Genomic DNA, 21,382 nt, shown 5'->3' with positions numbered 1-21,382 from the left:
GTCCTTGCCCCCGGACCTGTCCGATGCCCGCTGGGCGTAAATGGAGCCGACACCGACGGCCTGGCGAGCCGCACGCATGCAGGCCCGTGCGCGATCACCGTCGCCGAGCCGCCGATGGCCAGAGCGTCAGGTCATGCCGCGGACCGCGGCATGGGATCGATCAGATCGGCGGCCAGCAGCGCCTGATCGAGCCCGGAATGGGTGCGCAGCAACTGACCGACGCCCGTGATCTCCAGGATGCGCCTCACCCGTTTGTGCGGGGCGGCCAGGTGCAGGCCGGCGCCATGCTCATCTTGACGGTGGTGCTGCTGGATGAGCAGATGCAGGCCGGAGCTGTCCATGAAACTCACCCCGGACAAATCCAGCACCAGGGGCAGGCCGGCGTCCGGATGCTCACGCTCGATGTAGGCGGTCAGCTGGGCGACTGTGGCGGCATCCACCTCGCCCACCACCTCGATGAGGGTGCCGCCGATCAGGGCTCGGCTGGTCAGATGTAGCGGGGTCACGTCAGTCATCCGTGCGGTCAGGTCCTCGGCATGGCGGCCGTCCGCCTGCTCAGACATCGCGTATCCGCCTCCTCGATCGGTACGGGGACTTTGGTGGCGTTCTCAACCGTAAACCCTGAAGAAGGTTACATGAAATAGCTTTCATTATAAACTCTGATGCCAGCCACTACCCGACACCGTCCGCCACCACGGACTGAAAGCGTGAGCGCCATGCAGCCCGGTCACGAGACCCCGGCCTGGACCTTCCTGACCCACCACGCCCGCGTGCTGCTGGAGATCGCCCGCAACCCCGAGGTACGGCTGCGCGAGATCGCCTCCTGGATCGGCATCACCGAGCGCACCGTACAGAGCATCGTCAACGACCTGCACGATGCCGGATACCTCACCCGCGAACGAGTCGGCCGCCACAACCGCTACACCATCAACACGGACCTGGACTTCCGCTACCCCACGGAGGCCGGCATGCCGGTGCGCCGCCTGATCGCCATGTTCACCGACCGCGACCTGCCCGACAGCCCGCCGTCGCACCAGCCGTAGACCGCTACCTCGCCGGCCCGGCGGCCGATGTGGCGGGTTGGTCGTCGTCTTCCAGCGCCCGGTACGGCGTGGAGCGGCCGACGCCTACCTCGCGGGCGAAGGTAACGCGTTCGTCACTATGCGTCCTGCTCATGGTGGTTCGGGAGCACCCTGGAAGCATGTCGAAGACGGCAGCAGGATCCGGACACGCCCCACGGTCACGGGGCAGACGGCGGGCGGTCATCGCCGTGATCGTCGCGATGACGGCACTACTGGCCGTGGGATTGATCGGCTTCTTCGCCGACCCGCTACGCCTCCCGCCGGACGTGCTGGGCGTGCTGGATCAGCGGGCCAGCGTGATCAGCATGTTCATCGGCGCGGCCGGACTGGTGGTCGCGGTGGTGGCACTGCTGCTGCAGCTGCGCGCCGACCGTACCAAGCCGACCGCTGCCGCCGCTGACCCAGCGGATGGCGTGCCCGAGACGCCGCCTGGCATGTCGGCTTCGGGGGAGCGGTCGATCGCCATCGGCGGGGACAATACCGGCGTCGTCTCGACGGGGGATGGCGCGCGCAATGTGCAGATGTGGGCGCAGGCTTCGGGGCAGGGCCGGGTGTATCAGGCCGGTGGCGACCAGACCATCAACGAACGATGACCACGACCCCGTCGGCTGACTCCCCAGCCCCGCTCCCGCGTGGCGTCCGTCCGGGTCAGTGCGGTCGCCGTCGGGCCGTGGCCGACCGTGATCTGTTCGGCGTGTACGGGTCGGGGCGACGACGGAGACGGAGTTCTGGCGAGCAGCATCGTCGAGCCATCGAAGAACCGCTGTCAGGTAGGGCGATCATCCCGGACTGTGCTGTGTGCGGTCGTGATGTCGACGGCCGGGCCGCCTTCGGCTATGGAGGCCGCAATACCGTCGGGTGCGACCGCCAGAGCGTGGGAACGCCGGGCCCGATGGTGGTCGTTGTGGCCGTCTGGCGGTTGGTCTTGTCCAGCTCCCGGCACCTGCTTGGTGCGCTGCCGTTTCTCCTCGCGCAGTTGCAGGGCGTGAGTGGCGGCGGCCGTCTTCTCCGCGGCTTCGACGATCAGGGTCCAGGCGGCGGTGACCTGCCGCCCGAGCCCGCCTTGGGCCTGGGCGGAGGCCGGGGGAGTAGCAAGCGCACGGCCAGCGGATGCCGCACCGGTTCGGCTACGCCGCGTCACATCGCAGATGGCTCGCGATCAGGTTACGAAGGCGGTCAAGGGGCCTCGTGTTGGCTAGCCTCACCGGCATGCCTCTCGCCTCGATTCCCAGCCCTTCCGAAGGGGTCTGGTATCTCGGATTCATCCCGATCCGGGCCTACGCATTGTGCTTCATCATCGCGATCGGCTTCGGCATCTGGCTGAGCGAGCGCCGTTGGCGCGCCCGCGGCGGCGAGAAGGGCACGATCGGCGACCTGGCGGTCCCCGGAGTGATCTTCGGCCTGATCGGGGCTCGCCTCTACCACGTCATCACCGACTGGCAGACCTACTTCGGCCCGCGCGCGATCAAGGAGCCGTACCAGGCGCTGTTCATTTGGGAAGGCGGGCTCAGCATCTGGGGCGCGGTCGCCCTGGGAGGCGTGGGCATGTGGCTGGCCTGCCGCCGCCGGGGGCTGTCCCTGGCAGCCGTGGCCGACACGGTCGCGCCCGGCATCGCGTTCGGGCAGGCGATCGCCCGCTGGGGCAACTGGTTCAACCAGGAGCTGTACGGTAGTCCGACCACGTTGCCGTGGGGCCTGGAGATCGACCAGGCGCACGGCGGCGAGCCAGGCGTGCTCTACCACCCGACCTTCCTGTACGAGTCGCTGTGGGACGCGGCGCTCGGTTTCGGACTGATCCTGGCCGGCAGACGGTTCACGCTGCACCACGGCCGCCTGTTCGCCGTCTACGTCGCCGGCTACACGTTCGGGCGGTTCTGGATCGAAGGGCTGCGGATCGACCCGGTCGGCGGGGTGGACCACGCGGTGACGCTCCTTGGGCTGCGGATCAACCAGTGGACCTCGATCGTGCTGTTCGTCGGCGCGCTGGTCTATCTCTGGGTGGCTCGTAACAAGGACAACGAGGAGATCGTGGTGCCGGCCTCACGGGGCAAGGCCTCGCACGAGGAGAGCGGCGGGCAGGTCTCCGATCCGACCGAGAGCACCTGACGCGACCGACATGCGACCCGCGCGGCCCGCAGGCGCGCGACGCGGCGCTGGCCGTTTCCGAGTCACCCGTGCCCGCCGGAGGCCGCGAGTGACCGGAGCTTTCCACCGTTGGCGTCGAGCCAGCGGGTCGTGTCCTCCAGCTTGCGGATTCGGTCGGCGACCTCGTCGAGTTGCGCCCTCCCGTTCAGCCAGCGGCCCGCCCGCCACAGGGCGCTGCCGACCGCCCGGGCGAGGAGCAGCTGGGGCAGGGCGTCGGCCTCGGCGACGTCCAGCGGGCGGACCGAGGCGTACCCCCGGAGGAAGGCCGTCGTGCGGAGCTGCCAGTCGCGCGTCTCCAGGGCCCCGCTGTTGAACAGCGCCGCCATCACCTCCTGGACCAGGAAGCCGAGCCCGGCGAACTCGAAGTCAAGCAGCCCGCTCACCTCCCCGGTGTCCTCGTCGACCAGGGCGTTCGAGGCCGCCAGGTCACCGTGGATGACCTGGGTCGGCAGTGTGCCGCCGCCCACAGGCCACTCCTGCTCGACGCGGCGTGCCACGGCCTCGAGGTGGGCGGCCCGCTCCGCGCTGATCCCGGTGGCGCGCAGCTGACGGCAAAGGGTGCCGACGTGCGGTACGGCGGGGTGCGCCAGAGGATTGCCGCGCCAGTCTCCCAGCCCGTCTTCTGGCGGTACGCCCAGCAATGTCTCGCCGAGCAGCCCGGCCGCCCGGCCGAAGCGCTCGAGTGCCGTCCGGCCCGTGAGGTCGGGCCGCACGCCGGGGATCCACCGGCAGACGGTGGCGGGTCCCGCCGCGGTCTCGATCACGGTGTCCCCGCTGGGCGCGGCGACCGGCTCAGGCACCTGGAAGGGAAGTCCGGCCTGCCGTACCCACCGCAGGATCCGGTGCTCGGCGCCGACCCGCGCGGCGGACAGGGTCTGGCTGACCCGGAGCACGTATCGGAGGTCCCCTTGGCGGAGCACGAACGTCTGGTTGTTGGTCCCCTGCTCGGCTCGGATGATCGTCGTGTCCGGGGGAAACCCCCACGCTTCAAGCAACCGGACCAGGAACTCCAGGTCGGCGGGCGCAGTCACGCGCCAATTCTGGCGGTATGCCCAGGCGGGCGCGCAACCGGTTTATGGGCCCCTCAAAGCAAGAGTCAGCAATGGGTTCCTCTTCTGGTCAACCAGTCCTGCGCGGGTCGAGCCGAGAATGCCGGAAGCCGGACCCGGAGGCCATGTGGTGAGGGCTTTGGCGTGACCCGAGCCGCTCGCCTCATGCGATATCGGACGGCTACATGACCGGCTCTCTAGCAGGTGCCGTAGGCGGTGGTCAGATCGTCGGCGAAGAAGCCGACGTTGGGGCTGAACTCGTTGGGGCGGATCTTCAGGGCGAAGGCCACGGGGTTGCTGTTGGGGCGTTGAAGCCGCCGATGCGCCGGCTGGCGACGCCGACGTTGGCGACATCGCCGAACGTCCCGAGGACGTCGCCCTTGAAGTCCGGGTCGGCGAAGATGCAGAACATGCCGGGCTGGCACCGCTTGGAATCGAGCTGCCCGGCCTCGTCGGAGATCCGTACGAGGGCGCTTTCCGGTGCTCTGTGGAAAAAGTGCACGCAACAGTCGTGAGTGGTGTAGATCACTTCAAAGCCGACCGGGGTGAGGCTGAGCGGGCACCTTCGTCGGTCACACTGACTCCATGGAATACGTCGTCCGGGTGCCCGCGCCGCCGCTCGACCGGTTCATCGACGACATCTACTGCCTGACCGGAGTGCCACGCCACCGCCGGATGAACGTCCCGCCGATGCCGTCCGCGCACCTGTTCATCAACCTGGGCGGGCCCGTACGCCTGTGGGATTCCGATCCCTCGGTGCCGCCGGCAGTGTTCACCGATGGGTGGTTCATGGGGGTATGGACCAGGCGTTTCCTCTTCGAGTACCCTACACCGGTGCGGCTCGTCGGGGTGCACTTCAAGCCTTGGGGGATCTCGCCGTTCGCCGACATGCCGGCGACCGAACTGCGGGACCGATGGGTGCCGGTCGACGCCGTCTGGCAACGGTCCATGGATCGGATCCGCAACCAGGTCGGCGACCTCACGTCGGCCGCCGAGGCGCTGCGGGTGCTGGAGGAGGAGCTGCGATCGCGGCTTGCCGAGGCGCCGTCGCGCGGTCTCGACCTGGTCCAGCACACAGGCTGGTGTTTGGAGACCTCCTACGGCGTGGTCCCGGTCGGTGCGCTGGCCGATGCCGCCGGGGTGAGCGGCAATCACCTGGCCACGCAGTTCAAGTCTCATGTCGGGGTCACCCCGAAGCGGGTGGCGCGGATCTACCGGTTCGCGCGGCTGATCGTGTCCGTGGACGCTCTGCGTCCGGTCGACTGGTCGCAGCTCGCCCACACGGCGGGCTACTTCGACCAGGCCCACTTCAGCAGGGAGTTCAAGGACTTCACCGGCCATACCCCGACGGAATACCTGGACCTGCGGCGCCGGTTCCCCGCCGAGCGGGGGTTTCCGCCGGACAGCGGGCCGATGCCCGCCGATTGATTTTTTACAAGCCCACTCGCCCTGAGGGCGGAAGGATCGGGGGCGAACGCGCAAGGAGATTCCAGGAGAACCTGTGGGCACAGTAATCATGCACAACGTGGTGTCGGTGGACGGCTTCATCGCCGACAAGAACGACGACGTCGGGCCACTCCACGATTGGTACTTCAACGGCGAAATCCCGATCACCGAAGGCGGCGACCAGCAGTACGACCATTCCGGAGTCGGAAGCGGCATCAAGGTCTCACGTGCATCGGCGGAGTACGTCCGGTCGACGTGGGAGACGATCGGCACGATCGTGATGGGCCGCCACCTGTTCGACCTGGTGAACGGCTGGGAGGGTCGGCCGCCCGCGGGTGACCACGTGGTCGTGGTGTCCCACCGGCCCAAGCCTGAGGGCTGGCACCCCGAGGCTTCGTACCATTTCGTCGATGGCGTGAGGGCTGCGATCGACAAGGCCCAGGAGCTCGCCGGGGAGCGAACCGTCGCTGTGAACGCCGGCGACGTGGGCAGCCAGATCCTGGCGGCCGGCCTCGTGGACGAGGTGGCGATGGACGTGGCGCCGGTGGTGTTCGGGTCGGGCAAACGCTTCTTCGGCAGCATCGATGGGCAGCATCTGCTGGAGGATCCCCACGTGGTCATCCAGGGCGAAGGGGTGCTGCACCTGAGGTTCAAGGTGCGCCGTTAAGGCGTGCTGAGACTGCTCCGATGAGCATGGCTCAAGGATCTGGGTCCACCGGGGATCAGCGTGCTGGAGACCCTGGAGGTCCTGGTCCGAGGACGTCAGATGGTCTCACCCAACTGCCCGGCCACCTGCTCCAGGCCACCCCTGATGAGCCGCCCGTAGTCGTCGTCGCCAAGCACGCCGATCCCGTCCCGCGCCTGCTGGAGGTGCTCACGGGCGCGATCGAGATCGCCCAGCTTGCGATAGCACTCACTCAGGTTCAGGTGCAACGACGGATACAAGCCGGCCACCGAAAGCGGCACCCCGGCTTCGGCCACCCGCTCATCGGTGACCAGATCGGCGGCGGCAAGCGCTCGCAGATCCCACCTCAGCTCCTCATGCACGTCGTCCTGCACGTCGGCCATCGAGTGGGCAAGAACGCAAACATGCAGCGGATCGCCTTGCTCGCCGCCGATGTCATCCCAGATCTGCGCGAACAGGTCGCGAGCAGCTTCACGCTGACCTTGGTGGTGATGCAACTCCACCCCCTGGCCGATCCGGGTCATCGTCGGGTCGGTCGTCATGAGCGGCTCCTTGATCGTCAGGGGCAAGCGCGGTCAGCCTACTCGCCTGACGCGGCTCAAAAACCGCCATGCGGTTGACCAGAGCAGGTTCGCTTGAGCAACCCGGATAACGACCAGGAGCCGCACACGACGACCTCCGGGTGCTGACCGACATGATCAGCCCCCGGGTGCCGTCTGGTCCCAGCCGAGCGTGTTCACCGGGACCGACCTTGATCGTGGCGAGAATCAGACGCGTATGTGGGCCTCAGCGAGCATGGGGGTTTCGCCGAGCTGCTGGAGGGCGAGTTGCGCAGCGCTGATTCCGACCTCGGCCAGCAGTCCCGGCGCGGCTGACTGGTCTGTGGCCACGGCGAGGGAGTCACCGCGGCCGACGGCCGGGCGGTCGTGCCAGGTCGTCCCGGCAGATCGATGGCTCCGGTGCAGTCCGTGCGCAGGGCGCTGCGGTACCACTGCAGCGCCGCGCGCCAGCCGGGCCAGGACTCGTCGAGAAGATGCTGAACGCGGCGTTCGGCGTCGGCTTTCCGCTCGCCTGGGGCGCAGGCGGCGGAGATCTGGACGAGTTCGTGTCCGGGCGGGGCCAAGGTGGGGTCGGCGAGGCCGTAGCGGGCGGCGTAGATCCGGGCATCGAGGTCCATCACCCGGAACCAGTCTGGGCCGCTGTCGGCCCGCAGGCCCAGGTCGACCGTCGTCACGCGGGCGCCGGGCCAGGTGAGCGATCGGTCGCCGGTCAATTGGCGCGCCGTGGCCAGGCTGGTGGCCAGGATCGTCGGGCCCGCGGGCAGGGCAGGCACCCGTGTCCGGGTGCTTATCTGCGCGCCGAGGCCGGCTGCCCGCTCGGCCAGAAGGTCGACCAGGGTGGACCACCCGCCGGTCACGTACCGGACGCCGCCGGCCATCGCCCGGCGCAGGCGCTGGTGGGCGAACGCGGCCGAAAGCCGCCCGGGGTCGTGGTCGAAGGTGAAGATGAAGACCACTCCGACGATGGCCTCAGCCATCCTGGCGTCGACGTGCCGGAGCAGCCATGCGCGCAACGATTCTTCGGCGGGCGCCTCGGTGGGTAGCGCGGCGATGACCTGGCCGAGTTCGGCCGGCCACGGTCCGAGCCGGCCTCCGGCCCGGACGAGGGTGGCATGGCGCGGCGCCTCCACGATGGGCGGGGTGAGACCGCGGCCCTCCAGCCACGCCCACCATGGCCCGTCCACGTAGATCGCGTGGGTACCGAGATTGGCCCGGTAAGGAGCCGCCAGCGTGCGTGCTCGCCCACCCGGCCGGGGATTTGCCTCGGCGACGGTCACCCGCCAGCCGCGTTCGGCCGCCTCGATGGCGGCGGTGAGCCCGGTCAGGCCGGCGCCGACGATGTGCAGATCTGGTTTCACGAGATAGCCCCTTCTGCGTGATGTCCTCCTGGCTGGAAAGTGGCGGGGAATCCGTGAAAGGTTCCGGCTGATGTTCTTGTAATCTTCCTGGCGTGGACCCCGAGAACGTCGCCGCCGCTCAGCAGGGGGACGCGCTCGCGTTGGACCGGCTTCTCGACGAGCTGGCCCCGTACGTCCGCCGATTGTGCGCTCGGATCGCCCCTGCGGCGGCCGACGATGCCACACAGGAGGCCCTGCTGGCGGTCTTCCGGGGCCTGCCGTCGCTGCGCGCCCCTGAAGCGATCATGACCTGGGTCCGGTCGGTCACGGTCCGGACGGCGATCCGGCTCGCCCACCGGCATGACCTGGAGGTCGCCGCGGAGGAAACGCTCATGGCCGGCCACGTCTCCTCTCAGGAAGGACTCGTGGACATCGATGACGCCCTGGCGCGCCTGCCTGTCTCCCAGCGCGCCGTGCTGATGTTGCGTACGCAAGAAGGCCTCAGCGAACAAGAGATCGCCGACACGTTGGGGATCCCGATAGGAACCGTGAAATCCCGGCTGCATCGGGCCAGGGCCGCGTTCCGGGAGGTGTGGGAATCGTGAACGATCCTGTGGCGCACCCCGATATCGACCCGATCGACCGCCTGGCCATTCTCGCGGCCGCCTTGCCCGGCGCCGTTGTCGGGCAGCGCCGCATCGCCGCCCCCTTCGAGGCTGTGTGGCAGGTCGTCGCGGACCTGGAACACGCCACCCCCCGCTACGAGCCCGGCGTCGCCCACGTGCGCGTCATCGAGCAGCGCGGCGAGTTCCTGCGCCTGCTGGTGCAGGACAGCGCCGGCCGCGAGGACGCGATGGACGCCAGGCTCCGGCCGGGCTGGTGCCTGATGCAGTCCGCCACAGTCGTCATCGCCTTCGCCGCCCGCCGCCTGGGCAGCGAGACCCTGCTGGCACATCTCGAACACCAGCGCGGGCAGACCCCGGAGCCCGGCCAAAACGGGTCGGACCACCGCCGCGCCGCCCTCGCGAAAATCGACCAGGAGCTCCACACCATCGAAAGTCTCGCTGCCCACCATGGGCCCTGAGTTCCGGGGTATCTCTCCAGGACGGATGAGGCAGCCCCCGACGAGGACCGGCGGGCGGGAGCCCCGTACCTATGCCCGATGCGGCCCGGCGAGGCGCTCGGTCAGGAACTCGCGCTCGGCCTCGTTTCCGGTCAACTCCAGCGCCTGGCGGTAGGCGATCGAGGCCTCCTCCCGGCGGCCCAGCCGATGCAGCAGGTCCGCCTTGATCGCCGGTAGGTACTGGTATCTCGCGAGCCGGCCGTCCTTCTCCAGCTCCGCGACCTCTTCCAGCGCCCGCGCCGGCCCGGAGACCATCGACACCGCCACCGTGCGGTTCAACGCCACCACCGGCGACGGCCACACCGACAGCAACTCGTCGTACAGGGTCACGATCTGCGGCCAGTCCGTCCGGTCGTACGACGGCGCCTCGGCGTAGAGGGAGGCGATCGCGGCCTGCAGGACATAGCGGCCCGGTCGCCCGCCGCGCAGCCCGTCCACGATCAGGCCGTGCGCCTCGGACATCGCCGAACGGTCCCAGAGCGATCGATCCTGGTCCTCCAGACGCAGCAAGCGCCCCTCGGCATCGACCCGGGTGGCGCACCGGGCATCGGTGACCAGCAGCAGCGCGAGCAGCCCCCGCACCTCCCGCTCGTCGGGCATCAGCTCCCGCAGCGTCCTGGCCAGCCGTATCGACTGATCTACCAGGTCCGTACGCACCAGCGATGCGCCGGACGGCGCGGTGTGCCCGGCGGTGAACAGCAGATGGATCACGCCGAGCACCGCGCGCAGCCGATCCGGCAGCTCAGCGCGTTCCGGCAGCCGGAAGGGGATCCGCGCGGCCGAGATCTTCTTCTTCGCCCGGGTCATCCGGGCGGCCATCGTCGGCTCCGACACCAGAAGCGCCCGGGCGACATCGGCGGTCGTCACCCCGCACACCAGCCGCAGCGTGAGTGCCAGCTGCGCCTCCTGCGCCAACGCGGGGTGGCAGCACATGAAGATCAGCCGCAACCGCTCGTCCGGCACCACGTCCTCCGGCTCGACGACGGCCGGCTCGTCCTCCGCCTCCTCGGGCTCCACCAGCAGCGGAAGTTTCGAGCGGAACGTCTGCCGGCGCCGCACCGCGTCCATCGCGCGGCGCTTGGCCGCGGTGGTGAGCCACGCCTGCGGCGTGTCCGGGATCCCGTCGCGGGCCCAGCTCGCCAGGGCCGCGGCGTACGCCTCCTGCACGCACTCCTCGGCCAGGTCCAGGTCGCGCGCGACGCCCGCCGTCGCGGCGAGCACCAGGGCCCATCCGCGACGGTACGCGTCCGCGACCGCCGATTCGACGTCCGCCGGGGGCGTCATGCCGTGGCGGGCCGATCGGCGATGAAGCCGCCTTCGACGGGCCGCACCTCGACACCGCCGCCCTGCTGGGTGGCGGGGTTGGCCCGAGCGATCTTCAGAGCTGCATCCAGGTCGGGCGCCTCGATGATGGCGAACCCGGCAATGACCTCCTTGGCGTCGACGAACGGGCCGTCCGTCACCACGTCGCCGCGGATCGAGGTGGCTGTGTCGGTCGGCTGCAACGCGAATGCCGCGACCAGCGCGCCGGAGTTCACCAGGTCCTCGAAGTGGCGCTCGTGGGCCTCCCGCGCTCCGGGAACGACCTCGGCCTTCGTGTGGATGAGGATCGCGTACTGAGCCATGGTGGCTGTCCTTCCAGGTGCTTGTTACTGGCTTACACCCTTATGTCGAACGGCCTGCCCGGATTCGACAACCCACCTCCCTGGTGATGACCGTGCCGGGTGGATGTGCGGCGCGCCCCGCCGGACGCTAAAGTTCGCGATCAACGACTGTGTTGTCGCGCCTGCGATCTCATGCGCCAAGCACGTCGGCAGTTGCCGGAGCGACGACCAGAGGACGTGGGTGGCCAGCCAGAGCAGAGGACGGCCGGGCTGGCTTCATGTCGGCGCGCTCGAAGATCGCGTCCACAGGGCATGGGGTCCGGGTACGTTCCCTCCTGCCGAAACCCTGCTGGCGATCATGACGTTGTCCGCGGTGCCGCGCGCCTTGGGCACCCGGCTGGCCGCTCATCTGGGCGGCGGGATCGTCGTGGGACCCGGGGCCGTGCCGGACTTACCGGGCTTCGAGCATTTGCGGGGCATCCCGCTGCCCGTTCAGCAGGGCGGGTGGGAGCGCAGCGCCGGCGTTTACGACCCGAGGCGGCGCATGATCGGGGTGGGCAGCGTGCCGTCGCCGTCGGCGAGCGTGGCGGGCCATGAGCTGGGGCACGCGGCCGACGACATGGATGGCATGCCGTCCCAGACCCCGTTCTGGACGGCCCTGCACGCCGCGAGCGCCGGACGCCTCGCCCCGCCTTACCGGGCGGCGGTCACCGAGCTGTACGCCGAAGCCTTCGCCTGCGTGCTGGTCCGGCGGGCCCGGCGGCTCATCGAGCTGTTCCGGGATGAAGACGCGGCCCGGCAGGCTTATGCCTGGTTCGCGGGACGGTACGGGATCCGCTGAGCGGCACCCCTGCCGATGGCGCACCGGGCCGCTATGCTGGGCAGAGAACCGTGGCAGACGGGACGGAGGGGATGAAACACATGACCGCGATCATGCTGGCCGGCGGCGTCCTTCGCGTCCCGACCTCCACCGTGCTCCCCGACGGCACCCGCATCGACGGCACCAGGGACATCACGCCCGACGCCCCGGACTACCACGACTGGCTGCCGCACGCGATCGACGAGGAAGCCTCCTGGCACGGTGACCGTGACGACGAGGACATCCTGCGACGCTGGCGGGCCGCGGCCAGCGCCTGATCAGCCGCGGGCCGTGGCCGGCCCCCGGACCTGTCCGTCACCACCACGCGATCAGGCGGCCTGCAGCCGCCATGCAAGCGACGCCTGATCAACTACCGGCATCGCAACGGACAAGGCCGGCCCACCAGCCGCCGGCCATCAGCATGAGGAAGAAAGATGGCATCGATCGTCTTCGGGGCATTCGCCGTCATCGCACTGATCGTGGGCGTGGTGCTGTTCCTCGTGTTGAGGCGGAAGCCGCACACCCGGGCCGGGGCGTACGTCAGCGCGGCGTGCCTCTTCCTGGCCGCGGGCGTGCTCACGATGGGCTTCCTGTCGTTCGCGAGCCTGGAATCCGCCTCGCTGCGGACCTTCACGCCGGAGGAGCGCGCGGCGGCGCTGCCGTGCAACGCGACGGTCCTGGGGGCCGAGGAGACGTCCAACAAGCTCAACGGACGCTACATCTGGATGTTGCGGCTCCGCGTGACCCCGCAGGCCGGCGAGCCTTACGAGATCGAGCGCGCGGCCCGGCTCACCTCGTCCATGGGGGAGCGCCTGGAGCGGGGGAACGCCGTGCTCGCCTGCCTGGTGGCCCCCACCGACCACACGCGGATCGAGATCTCGGCCCTGGCCTGAGCCGTAAGCCGTGGTCAGGCGGCTCGAAGCGCTCCTTGCTGACCTCGGGCCAGGCCTTCATCCTGACGACGAAGAGCTGTTCGAGGCGTTCAGACGCACAGCCGGCGATACATGCCGTGGTTGAGCCGCACCAGGTCAGGCGCGTGCGCCGCCGTCCACCCTGAGGACGGTGCCGGTCACGAAGGAGGCGCGGTCGCTGAGCAGCCAGGCGGCGGCCTGGGCGATCTCGTCGGGATCGGCCGCGCGGCGCAGCGGGGTCCGGGCCTTGAGCCGCTCGACGAGACCGGGGGAGTGCTCCTCCCATGTACGGATCATCTCGGTCAGCGTGTTGCCGGGGGCGATGGCGTTGACGCGGATTCCTTCGGGGCCGTAGGTGATGGCGGCCGACTCCGTGAGGCTGTTGACGGCCCGTTTCATCGCCCCGTAGGCGGGCAGTTCGGGGTTGCCCATCAGGCTGCCGATGCTGGAGTTGTTGACGATGGCTCCCGTGCCTGCGGTGGCGCGGATGGCGGCGATCTCGGCGGTCATGGCCAGCCACGGGCCCCTGAGGTTCACGGCGTAGAGGAGGTCGAAGTCGGCCTCGTTCACCTGGTCGATCGGGCCGGGCGGCGTGATGGTCGCGCCGTTGTTGAAGGCGACGTCGAGCCGGCCGTACAGGTCCACGACGCGATCGACGGCGGCGCGCACGCTGGCGGCGTCGGCGAGGTCGCACACCACGTAACCGGCGGTGCCGCCCGCCGCCCGTACCTCCTCGGTCACCGCTTTCAGCTGTTCCTCCGTACGGGCCGCGAGCAGCACCCCGGCGCCCTCCCGGGCGAACAGCCGGGCCGCGGCGGCGCCGATGCCGCGCCCGGCGCCGGTGATGAAGGCGACCTTGCCTGCCAGCAGCCCCATGGACGTTTCGTTGGCGTTGTGCATGACAGTCAGCCTGCGCCAGTGCGCCGGGCTTATCCAGGTACAACCGGTACATGCCAGGACTGCGCACATTCGTGCAAGCTGGGAGTATGGACAGACAGGAACTGGCGGCCTTCCTGCGCAGCAGGCGCGAGCGGATCATCCCCGCTGACGTGGGGCTGCCTGCCGGGCCGCGCCGCCGTACGCCCGGGTTGCGCCGCGAGGAGGCGGCGCAGCTGGCCTTCATCTCGACCGAGTACTACACCCGGCTGGAGCAGGCCCGCGGTCCACGACCGTCGCAGGAGGTGCTGGCCGGGCTGGCCCGGGCCCTCCGCCTGTCCGATGCCGAGCGCGACCACCTCCACCGCCTCGCCGGCGCACCGCCCGCCCCCGCGCCGGGGCCCTCGCGCGAGGTGCGCCAGAGCATCCTCGACCTGCTGCGGCGGCTGCCGCAGGCCGCCGCGATCGTGACGTCCGCGATGTACGAGATCATCGCCTGGAACGACCTGGCGGCCGCGCTCATGGAGGACTTCTCCGCCCTGTCGCGGCGCGACCGCAATCTGGTGCGCCGCGTCTTCCTCGGCCCGCACCCTCAGGGACGGCGATTGTACGGGGTGTCGGATGCGGACGAGTTCGCCCGCTCTTCGGCCAGCCACCTGCGCGCCACCGCCGCCCGCTACCCTGACGACCCCGAGGTGGCCGAGCTGGTGCGTGAGCTTCACGAGGGAAGCGAGGAGTTCGCCCGTCTGTGGGACTCCCACGACGTGGCCGGCGCACCGATGATGACGAAGACCTTCCAGCATCCGCTGGTCGGCCCGGTCACCGTCAACTGCGACGTTCTCGACATCACCGACCGGGACCAGCGGGTCGTGATCTACACCGCCGTCCCCGGCTCGCCGTCCGAACAGGCGCTACGCCTGCTGGCGGTCGTCGGCACGCAACGCATGGACGTTCCGACCTGAGATTTCCCGGTGGGTGGCCTGCGTGCTCGCGGGCTCGGGTCGGTCTCGATCTGGCTGACCACCCGCAGCAGGGAACGGCCCGGCGGCCGCTCGCTTCACGCCGGATCGACCACCCTGCTCACGATCCACGCGTGCTTGCCGACCTGCCGGCCGCGGGTGAATCCGTACTGTTCGAAGAGCTCGACCGTCGCGCTGAACAGGAAACGGCCCGGCGCCTCGCGGCCGGTGGTCACCTCGGAGATGGCCTCGACGAGGCCGCCCCCGGCCAGGGCGATCTGGTCGAGCGCGCCTTCCAGGGCCATCCGCGCGACGCCCTGGCCGCGATGCCGGCCGTCGACGTAGAAGCAGGTGATCCGCCAGTCCGGGCGGGGCGGCGCTTCCTTGTCGTACGCGCGCCGGTGCTTGATGCCGGTGAGCTCATCGGGGCTGCCGTACTGGCACCATCCCTGGGCGGCGCCGTGCTCGTCGAGAACGAGCGCTGCATGAGCGCGACCCGTACGGACCCGGTCCTCCTTGACGGCGCGACGGCCGGCCCCCCTCTGGTTGCCCTCCGGATGAAAACCGACGCACCAGCACCCGCCGAAGATCCCGTTGTTGCGCTCGACGAGCTCCGCGAAGGCGGGCCAGGTGGCGGCGTCCAGGGGCCGGACCGTGTACGACATATGGGTACCTTCGCATATCCGCCGGAGGGCCCCTGCTGTCAGCCGCTCTCGTGGTGATCGCCTGGGCCGTCACCGCCGTCCCAGGCAACTCGCCGACCACGACCAAGCGGCGGTGACGGGTAGTGACGTCATGGCCGTCATCCTCGGTGGATGCGGGCATGGCGGGCCTCACACCGGGCGCTTGGCGCCCGATTCGCCGTCAGCCAGCACCATGGCGCACTGCGGCGGGCGGACCACGTTCGTGTTCGCGGACGACCCGGCGTTCGCACTGGCCGGAGTGGTGCACAGCGACAGCAGGGCAACCAGGGCGGCCGCCGAGGCGGCAGTACGGCGAGTCCAGGCACGGGTCTGCATGCGGCCCTCCAGTCGGCCGATGAGCACGACGGTACTGCCTCCCAGCATCGGCGCCGGGGGCCAGCCCGTCCACCCCCGGAACGGCGAGTAATTCGTGAAGGCGTCGGGCCGGATTGCGGTCCACTCGCCCGTTGGACGCCGGGCTCGACCGGGAAGGAGCGCCATCGCTCAGCAGCACCGAGCCCGGACGAATCCCGGGAAGCTCGGCCCATCGCCTGGGCCTCCGATCACGGACGCCCTCCACCCCCGGCTCGCGGACAAGAGGAGACGATCCTGGCTGCCGCGGATTCTCGGGCTCAACGCACCCCTTACGATGGCCGGTCATGGGAACGGACTGGGTGCCCGCGGCGGTACGCGACCACGCCGACCTCGCCGAACTCGAACACCTCGTCCGCACGCACGCAGCCCTCCATACGCAGGGCACATACGCACGCAACGACGTGGACCAGCGGCTGCGCGCCCTGCTGATCATCGACACCGACGCGGATGGCGCCTGGCCGAGCCATCGGGTGGCCGTCATCGGTCACAACCCGTTGTTCCCGCCCGAGTGGCGGCAGGCCGCCTGGTCGACCCTCCTGCCGGAAGAGCTTCGGGTGTGGTCGGCGCGATGGCGCCACTGGTACGACTCCGTCATGGCCGGCCAATACCGCCACTACCTCCACCGGCTGCGCACCTGGGAGGAGAGCCAGGAGCTCGCCCAGGCTCAGGCCGAGCTGGTCGCGGCGGCGGGCGCCGCTGAGAGCCGTACGAACGCCTGGACCGGCAGGCCCGATTTCCGCCGCGCCCGCGACCTCGTGTCCGCTCTCCCACCCCCGCCCCTCATACCTGCTCCCGGCCCGCCCCCACGCAACCACGCAGAGGACCGGGAGGGCTCCGGGCAGGTGGCCTGCGAAGAGACGGTGGCCGGACACCGCGCCGTGCTGGAGCGTGCCGCGCGCGAGTTCAGCCGTACGGTGCCGAGCCGGTTCAAGCGCAACCCCCGCTGGTCGCCCGGCCTGGTGAAGCCGATGCTTCTAGAAGTCATCGCAAACCAGCACATCGCTGCCGCCGCGGGGCACAGCGCGATCGGCGGCACGGGACGGCGCTTGAGTAACGAGCTCGATCAGCAGCTCGGCGAGTCGCTCCGGTACCGACCAGGACGGCGAGTGCCCGCCACCCCGGCACACTGCCGGATGACGACGCCGGTTGCCCCGACGCGAAGGCGGGGCCGGGGGGTCGATCGGTCGCGCGGCAGGCCCGGAACCTCGGCGGCGGATCCATAGGCGTAGCCTGCCGCTGATCGCTTACTGAGCGGACCGAATCGCCGTGAGGAGTTCCGCCGTCGTCGTGATGGCGTGTGCGTAGGTCGGCCCGTTCAGCTCGTGAGCCGCGTGCAGCATCTCCGCGGTGAAGGCCGCGGTCGCGTCCCGTACCAGGGTCACGTGGTATCCGAGCTCCATGGCGTACCTGCCGGTCGACTCGATGCAGGTGTTGGCGAGCAGGCCGATGATGATGACATGGGTGATGCCGTGCTGCCGGAGCATCAGGTCGAGATCGGTGTTGGCGAAGCCGCTCTGTGACCAATGCTCCTTGACGACGATGTCGCCGTCCTGGGGGGCGAGATCGGGGTGCCATTCGCCGCCCCAGCTGCCTTTCGCGAAGGTATGGCGTTCCTGGATCCCGCGCTGAGTGGGATTGGGGTGGTTCCAGTCGTCGTAGTCCCCGGGTTGCCACTGCCGATGCGGAACGATGAACACCTGGATCCCGGCCTCTCGTGCGGCGGCGATCACCGCGCGTAGATTGTCCAGAAGCCCCACGCGCTGGGCGATCTCCTTCAACCGGGGCCAGATCTTCCCGCCCTCGGACAAGAAGTCGTTGTAGGGATCGACCAGGAGGACCCCGGCCCGGCTGAGTTCGTAGGACGTGCTGGTCATCGCGCAGTGGGCTTCGTGCCAGGGTTGTTCACCTCGGTCGGCTGGCTTCGTGTGTGCCTGTTCACGCCCGTGATGTACCCCGGTCCCGGACCGAGCTCGGCGATGCGGTCGAAGTCTTGACAGGCTCTTTGTCCGTCCCGCCCGCATCAGCACCATGCGGACGGCCGCGTCCTTGAACTCATGGGTGACGGGCTGTTCGAGGCTCAGTACGCCGCGAGCGTGAGCGCGTTGGCGGCCTCGTTGAGCGGCTTCATGATCGGCCGCATCGCCAGATCCTTCCACGGCAGGCGGCTGACCAGCCGCATCATCGTGGTCTGCATCTTGATCTGCCGCGGGCTGCCCGCGACCATCTGCGCGGCGTTGCTCGCGCCGAGCGCCACGTTCACGTCCACGTACCCGCGCATCGCTTCTCGATATCCGGCATAAGCCGCACGATGGTCGCCCGCCGCCGCGCTCATTTCACCGGCCAGCACGTACGCACCCACCAGCGCGAGGCTGGTGCCCTGCCCGGACAGCGGGGACGGGCTGTAGGCGGCGTCGCCGACCAGGGCGATCCGGCCGGTGGACCAGTGCTCCATGCGAACCTGGCTGACCGGCGTGAAGTAGAAGTCCGGCGAGTGCGGCATGGCTCGCAGCAGAGTGTCGCTCTCCCACCCGACGCCGGCGAACGCCTCGGTCAAGATGCGCTGCTGCGCGGCCCTGTCGAAGCGGTCGGGCAGGACGGTGGGGCTCGGGAAGACGAACTGCGCCTTCGCGGTGTCGGGCCTGGTGGCGTAGACGTTCACGACCTTGCCGGGCGTCGGATAGAGCAGCTCCCAGTGGTCGAGTCCGAGGTGGTTGGGGACGGTGAAGACGGCCGCGTGCATCCCGAGGGGGTGGACGTAGCGCTCCTGCGGGCCGAAGGCCAGGCGGCGTACGGTCGAGTGCAGGCCGTCGGCGCCGATGACGAGGTCGAAGCGGCGTGGCGGGGCGTGGCGGAAGGTGACGTCGACGCCGTCGGGGCCTTCGTGGAGGTCGGTGATCGTGTCGCCGAACAGGTATTCGCAGCTCTCACGTGTCGCGTCGTAGAGGAGCCGGGCGAGGTCGCCACGCATCACCTCGTCGTCGCCGGGAGCGCGCATGCCGATCAGGTCGGGGCCGAGGTTGGCCAGTGGCTTGCCGCTCTCGGCGACCCACGAGCCGCCGCGGATTGCGGTACTTGCCCGCCGTACGGTCTCCAGCATGCCCATCCGCTCGACGACCTGCATGGCCACGCCGCGCAGGTCGACCTTGTAGCCACCGTCGCGAAGCTCGGGGGCCAGCTCGACCACGGTGGGGGTGAATCCGTAGCGGCGCAGCCAGTAGGCCAGAGCGGGGCCGGCCACGCTGGCGCCGGAGATCAGAACGGTGCGGTTGGCGAGTCGCCGTGAGTTCGTCATGCCAAGAACCGTAACGGCATTGCCAGAGTTTTGGCAACTACTTTCCTCCTCTGTTTGCCACGCGACTAGGCGCGGTTAATTGTCCTGGCAAAGATTTGCCAAGCGTGTGTAGGGTGGCTAGCATGAGCTGCGGCAGAGGGCCGGTCGGCCCGCGCTCTCACCTGGCAAGGAGACGACAGATGCTGACGCAGCCCGCCTTCGGCCGACGGCTCAAGCAGCTGAGGACCGAACGCGGCCTGACCCAGGCCGAGCTCGCGGGCGAGGGGATGTCCACCGGATACCTCTCCCGACTGGAGTCCGGGGCCCGGCCCCCCACTGACGAGGCCGTGGCCCACCTGGCCCGTCAGCTCGGCGTCGCCCCCGAAGACCTGGCCGAACCGCCGGACTGGTCGCTGGCGCGCAGCCTGGCCGCCACCGTCGGACTCGACGTGGACGAGGCGGGCGAGCTGCTGGCCCGAGCCCTGCGTACGGCAGGCAGCGAGGACCCCCTGCTGCGCTGGCAAGCGCTGTGGCGAGTCGCCGAATGGCGACGCCACAACATGGAGCACGCCGAGGAGCGCAGCTGCCTGGACGAGTTGGTGGCGCTCGCCGAACAGCTCGACCTGCCCGAGTTGCGCGCCCGAGCACGGGCGCGACTGGCGCGCGCGCAACGCGGGGCGGGCCAGGTTCCGGCCGCGGTCGAGACCGCGATCAGCGCCTACCGCCTGGCCGTCGACGAGGGCCTGACGACACGCATCGTGGCCGACACCCTTCTGGCTCTGGTGTCCTCGCTGGCTGAGGCGGGCCGGATGGCCGAGGCCCGCCAGCACGCCGACGAACTGCTCACCGTGGTCGCGGGCTTGCCCGCCGGCAGGCTCCTGGCGGAGGCGGCGTGGACCGTGGCCGGCGTCCGGCTCCGCCAGGGCGAGCCCCAGGTCGCGCTGAAGCTGGTCAACGACGCTCTGGAGCAACTCCAAGGCCGCCTCGACCCGGCCATGTGGGTGCGGCTGCGAATCGTCGCCGCCCGCCTCCACCTCAACGTGACCCCGCCCGAGACCGAGCCCGCCCGGCGCCGTATCGAGGAGGTCGAGGCGTGTCTGCCGTTCGCCGGCACGCCCACGGTCGAACAGGAACTGCTTGCGCTACGCGCACGCCTGGCCTTCCACACCGGGCACACCGACGAAGCCCGCACCCTGCTCGACCGACTCGCCGACGCGCACGACCACCTGGACTATCAGGAGCAGATCCGTCTGGACGTGCTGCGCAACCAGCTCCTGCTGCTGGACGGCAAGCAGGATGAAGGCATGCGGGGCCTTCGGACGCTGGCCGAGCAGGCGCAGGAGCGCGCCAACTTCGACCTGGCCGCGGAGATCTGGCGCCACGCCGCCGAGTCGCTGGCTCGAGCCGGCGGCGAGAACCAGTTCCCCGGAGCCTGAGCGCAGGGATACGCGCTCCAGCGCACGGGGGGTCGAGGCGGTCCCGCGCACCGTCCACGCGCTCGCCCACCTCCACCCGGCCACCGCGCTCGGCGAGCAGGCGCCGCCGACCGAACCGAAGAACGAGGCCGGCGACCCGCCGCGCCCGCATCCCGGACCGCTCCCAGATCGGGGCCCTGCTCACCGCGTAAGGCCAGCCCCACCAGCCGTCATGGCCGTTGAGCCTCCAGGCGAAGTCAGGTGCGGCCAGGCCGGGGTCACTCGTGCCGCAGCCCTGGCAGCGAGAAGATCCCGTACCTGGTGCGATGGCTGGTTCTGGCAAGGAGTGCCCCAGGCGCGGGGGAGCGCGGGTCAGTCAGTTGGTGAAGAAGGTCTGCAGGTGGCGGTTCACGGGACCGGGGCAGTCCAGCTGGGGCGCGTGGCCGCAGCCGTCCAGGATGTGGAGCTGGTCATGGGGCAGCAGTTCGGCGAAGCGGTGGGCGCGCTCGACGGGCTGGATGGTGTCCTGTCTGCCCCACAGCACCAGGGTGGGGGTGTTGGTGGAGGGCAGGGCACGTTCGGTCTGCGCCCAGTCCAGGCGGCGTTCCAGCAGGTAGGTGGCGCGGATGTTGTCGCGGAAGGTCATCGGCGCCCACCACTCGTCCAGCAGGCTGTCGGTGATGCGGTCCTGGTTGACCATCATGCCGCTCAGCTCGCCGCCGGCCAGGACGCTGCGATAGCGCCGGAAGCGTTTCGGTCGACGCCTGACCGAGGAACGGATGAGGCCCTGACGATCGCCGGAGGTGGCTGGCCTCCCGTACGGGCTGGGGTGACCGCCGCCGCTCGATGGATGCCTGAGGCAGCGTGACAGCGGAAATGCTGACGTACGAAACGTACGACCGGGCACTGAGGTGATCTCAGCGAAATAGTTCGGACGAATTGGGATTTCTTGGACGCCGCTGGTGGCGTTCCGGGCCTATCGGGAGGAGTTGCCGAAGGCCG

At 69.8% G+C, this 21,382-nt stretch carries 26 protein-coding genes; 13 read left to right on the top strand and 13 right to left on the bottom strand.

Annotated elements, in window-relative coordinates; all coding sequences use genetic code 11:
- Positions 1-131: 131 nt before the first annotated feature.
- Complete coding sequence (locus ACWEPL_RS49855; protein ID WP_452440462.1) at positions 132-563, bottom strand: STAS domain-containing protein; 432 nt, start codon at positions 561-563, stop codon at positions 132-134.
- A gap of 153 nt (positions 564-716) precedes the next feature.
- On the opposite strand from ACWEPL_RS49855, the gene ACWEPL_RS49850 reads away from it, so the two are divergent.
- From ACWEPL_RS49850 to lgt, 3 genes are all read left to right on the top strand, one after another.
- Positions 717-1,043, top strand: coding sequence for a helix-turn-helix transcriptional regulator (locus ACWEPL_RS49850; protein WP_452440483.1), 327 nt, complete (start codon positions 717-719; stop codon positions 1,041-1,043).
- 227 nt (positions 1,044-1,270) lie between these two features.
- A complete protein-coding gene (locus tag ACWEPL_RS49845; protein ID WP_452440461.1) occupies positions 1,271-1,675 on the top strand; it encodes a hypothetical protein in 405 nt (134 codons plus the stop codon).
- Positions 1,676-2,291: 616 nt separating this feature from the next.
- Entirely contained in the window at positions 2,292-3,188 is an 897-nt protein-coding gene (gene lgt, locus ACWEPL_RS49840) for a prolipoprotein diacylglyceryl transferase (protein ID WP_452440459.1), read from the top strand.
- A gap of 62 nt (positions 3,189-3,250) precedes the next feature.
- On the opposite strand, the gene ACWEPL_RS49835 is transcribed toward lgt, so the two are convergent.
- Complete coding sequence (locus ACWEPL_RS49835) at positions 3,251-4,258, bottom strand: phosphotransferase enzyme family protein (RefSeq protein WP_452440458.1); 1,008 nt, start codon at positions 4,256-4,258, stop codon at positions 3,251-3,253.
- A 292-nt stretch (positions 4,259-4,550) separates the two neighbouring features.
- Positions 4,551-4,778, bottom strand: coding sequence for a peptidase inhibitor family I36 protein (locus tag ACWEPL_RS49830; protein ID WP_452440457.1), 228 nt, complete (start codon positions 4,776-4,778; stop codon positions 4,551-4,553).
- 83 nt (positions 4,779-4,861) lie between these two features.
- Between ACWEPL_RS49830 and ACWEPL_RS49825 the strand changes: the two genes are divergently transcribed.
- Positions 4,862-5,704, top strand: a complete 843-nt coding sequence (locus ACWEPL_RS49825) for a helix-turn-helix domain-containing protein (RefSeq protein ID WP_363968214.1) — start codon at positions 4,862-4,864, stop codon at positions 5,702-5,704.
- Positions 5,705-5,777: 73 nt separating this feature from the next.
- The gene (locus tag ACWEPL_RS49820) at positions 5,778-6,389 is read left to right on the top strand and encodes a dihydrofolate reductase family protein (RefSeq protein ID WP_452440456.1); all 612 of its coding nucleotides are present in this window, start codon (positions 5,778-5,780) and stop codon (positions 6,387-6,389) included.
- Between the two features lie 95 nt (positions 6,390-6,484).
- On the opposite strand, the gene ACWEPL_RS49815 is transcribed toward ACWEPL_RS49820, so the two are convergent.
- Together ACWEPL_RS49815 and ACWEPL_RS49810 are read right to left on the bottom strand one after the other, a co-directional pair.
- Positions 6,485-6,949: a tetratricopeptide repeat protein gene (locus tag ACWEPL_RS49815; protein ID WP_363968211.1), complete on the bottom strand. Its 465-nt coding sequence runs from the start codon at positions 6,947-6,949 to the stop codon at positions 6,485-6,487.
- Positions 6,950-7,143: 194 nt separating this feature from the next.
- Positions 7,144-8,325, bottom strand: coding sequence for an FAD-dependent oxidoreductase (locus ACWEPL_RS49810; protein ID WP_452440454.1), 1,182 nt, complete (start codon positions 8,323-8,325; stop codon positions 7,144-7,146).
- 92 nt (positions 8,326-8,417) lie between these two features.
- On the opposite strand from ACWEPL_RS49810, the gene ACWEPL_RS49805 reads away from it, so the two are divergent.
- Complete coding sequence (locus ACWEPL_RS49805) at positions 8,418-8,909, top strand: RNA polymerase sigma factor (RefSeq protein ID WP_363968208.1); 492 nt, start codon at positions 8,418-8,420, stop codon at positions 8,907-8,909.
- Positions 8,906-9,388, top strand: a complete 483-nt coding sequence (locus tag ACWEPL_RS49800; RefSeq protein ID WP_363968206.1) for a hypothetical protein — start codon at positions 8,906-8,908, stop codon at positions 9,386-9,388. Before ACWEPL_RS49805 ends, ACWEPL_RS49800 begins: the two co-directional genes overlap by 4 nt.
- Before the next feature lie 69 nt (positions 9,389-9,457).
- On the opposite strand, the gene ACWEPL_RS49795 is transcribed toward ACWEPL_RS49800, so the two are convergent.
- Together ACWEPL_RS49795 and ACWEPL_RS49790 are read right to left on the bottom strand one after the other, a co-directional pair.
- Positions 9,458-10,711 carry an RNA polymerase sigma factor gene (locus tag ACWEPL_RS49795; RefSeq protein WP_452440451.1) on the bottom strand — a complete coding sequence of 418 codons (1,254 nt, stop codon included), beginning with the start codon at positions 10,709-10,711 and terminating at the stop codon, positions 9,458-9,460.
- A complete protein-coding gene (locus ACWEPL_RS49790) occupies positions 10,708-11,052 on the bottom strand; it encodes a YciI family protein (RefSeq protein ID WP_452440450.1) in 345 nt (114 codons plus the stop codon). Before ACWEPL_RS49790 ends, ACWEPL_RS49795 begins: the two co-directional genes overlap by 4 nt.
- A 337-nt stretch (positions 11,053-11,389) precedes the next feature.
- On the opposite strand from ACWEPL_RS49790, the gene ACWEPL_RS49785 reads away from it, so the two are divergent.
- From ACWEPL_RS49785 to ACWEPL_RS49775, 3 genes are all read left to right on the top strand, one after another.
- Complete coding sequence (locus ACWEPL_RS49785) at positions 11,390-11,872, top strand: hypothetical protein (protein ID WP_452440449.1); 483 nt, start codon at positions 11,390-11,392, stop codon at positions 11,870-11,872.
- Positions 11,873-11,952: 80 nt separating this feature from the next.
- Positions 11,953-12,168 carry a hypothetical protein gene (locus ACWEPL_RS49780; RefSeq protein ID WP_350742394.1) on the top strand — a complete coding sequence of 72 codons (216 nt, stop codon included), beginning with the start codon at positions 11,953-11,955 and terminating at the stop codon, positions 12,166-12,168.
- Positions 12,169-12,324: 156 nt separating this feature from the next.
- Positions 12,325-12,783 carry a hypothetical protein gene (locus ACWEPL_RS49775; protein WP_363968198.1) on the top strand — a complete coding sequence of 153 codons (459 nt, stop codon included), beginning with the start codon at positions 12,325-12,327 and terminating at the stop codon, positions 12,781-12,783.
- A 135-nt stretch (positions 12,784-12,918) separates the two neighbouring features.
- On the opposite strand, the gene ACWEPL_RS49770 is transcribed toward ACWEPL_RS49775, so the two are convergent.
- Positions 12,919-13,701 (bottom strand): SDR family NAD(P)-dependent oxidoreductase, encoded by a 783-nt coding sequence (locus ACWEPL_RS49770; protein ID WP_452440448.1) that lies wholly within the window; start codon positions 13,699-13,701, stop codon positions 12,919-12,921.
- An 86-nt stretch (positions 13,702-13,787) separates the two neighbouring features.
- Here ACWEPL_RS49770 and ACWEPL_RS49765 point away from each other — a divergent pair, with 86 nt between their 5' ends.
- Complete coding sequence (locus ACWEPL_RS49765) at positions 13,788-14,639, top strand: helix-turn-helix transcriptional regulator (RefSeq protein WP_355212604.1); 852 nt, start codon at positions 13,788-13,790, stop codon at positions 14,637-14,639.
- 95 nt (positions 14,640-14,734) lie between these two features.
- Here ACWEPL_RS49765 and ACWEPL_RS49760 read toward each other — a convergent pair whose 3' ends face one another.
- Both ACWEPL_RS49760 and ACWEPL_RS49755 read right to left on the bottom strand, forming a co-directional pair.
- A complete protein-coding gene (locus ACWEPL_RS49760) occupies positions 14,735-15,301 on the bottom strand; it encodes a GNAT family N-acetyltransferase (protein WP_452440447.1) in 567 nt (188 codons plus the stop codon).
- Between the two features lie 168 nt (positions 15,302-15,469).
- Entirely contained in the window at positions 15,470-15,682 is a 213-nt protein-coding gene (locus ACWEPL_RS49755) for a hypothetical protein (RefSeq protein ID WP_452440446.1), read from the bottom strand.
- Between the two features lie 296 nt (positions 15,683-15,978).
- On the opposite strand from ACWEPL_RS49755, the gene ACWEPL_RS49750 reads away from it, so the two are divergent.
- Positions 15,979-16,917: a hypothetical protein gene (locus ACWEPL_RS49750; RefSeq protein WP_452440445.1), complete on the top strand. Its 939-nt coding sequence runs from the start codon at positions 15,979-15,981 to the stop codon at positions 16,915-16,917.
- A gap of 21 nt (positions 16,918-16,938) precedes the next feature.
- Here ACWEPL_RS49750 and ACWEPL_RS49745 read toward each other — a convergent pair whose 3' ends face one another.
- A complete protein-coding gene (locus tag ACWEPL_RS49745; RefSeq protein ID WP_452440444.1) occupies positions 16,939-17,568 on the bottom strand; it encodes an isochorismatase family cysteine hydrolase in 630 nt (209 codons plus the stop codon).
- 203 nt (positions 17,569-17,771) lie between these two features.
- Positions 17,772-18,986 carry an FAD-dependent monooxygenase gene (locus ACWEPL_RS49740; protein ID WP_452440443.1) on the bottom strand — a complete coding sequence of 405 codons (1,215 nt, stop codon included), beginning with the start codon at positions 18,984-18,986 and terminating at the stop codon, positions 17,772-17,774.
- A 179-nt stretch (positions 18,987-19,165) separates the two neighbouring features.
- On the opposite strand from ACWEPL_RS49740, the gene ACWEPL_RS49735 reads away from it, so the two are divergent.
- Positions 19,166-20,401: a helix-turn-helix domain-containing protein gene (locus ACWEPL_RS49735; RefSeq protein ID WP_452440442.1), complete on the top strand. Its 1,236-nt coding sequence runs from the start codon at positions 19,166-19,168 to the stop codon at positions 20,399-20,401.
- A gap of 355 nt (positions 20,402-20,756) precedes the next feature.
- On the opposite strand, the gene ACWEPL_RS49730 is transcribed toward ACWEPL_RS49735, so the two are convergent.
- Complete coding sequence (locus ACWEPL_RS49730; RefSeq protein WP_452440441.1) at positions 20,757-21,287, bottom strand: alpha/beta fold hydrolase; 531 nt, start codon at positions 21,285-21,287, stop codon at positions 20,757-20,759.
- Positions 21,288-21,382: the final 95 nt, after the last annotated feature.

The sequence above is a fragment of the Nonomuraea sp. NPDC004186 genome, from assembly GCF_053603495.1.
The sequence above is the reverse complement of the archived record's forward strand: the minus strand, read 5'-3'. Positions and strand labels throughout refer to the sequence as shown.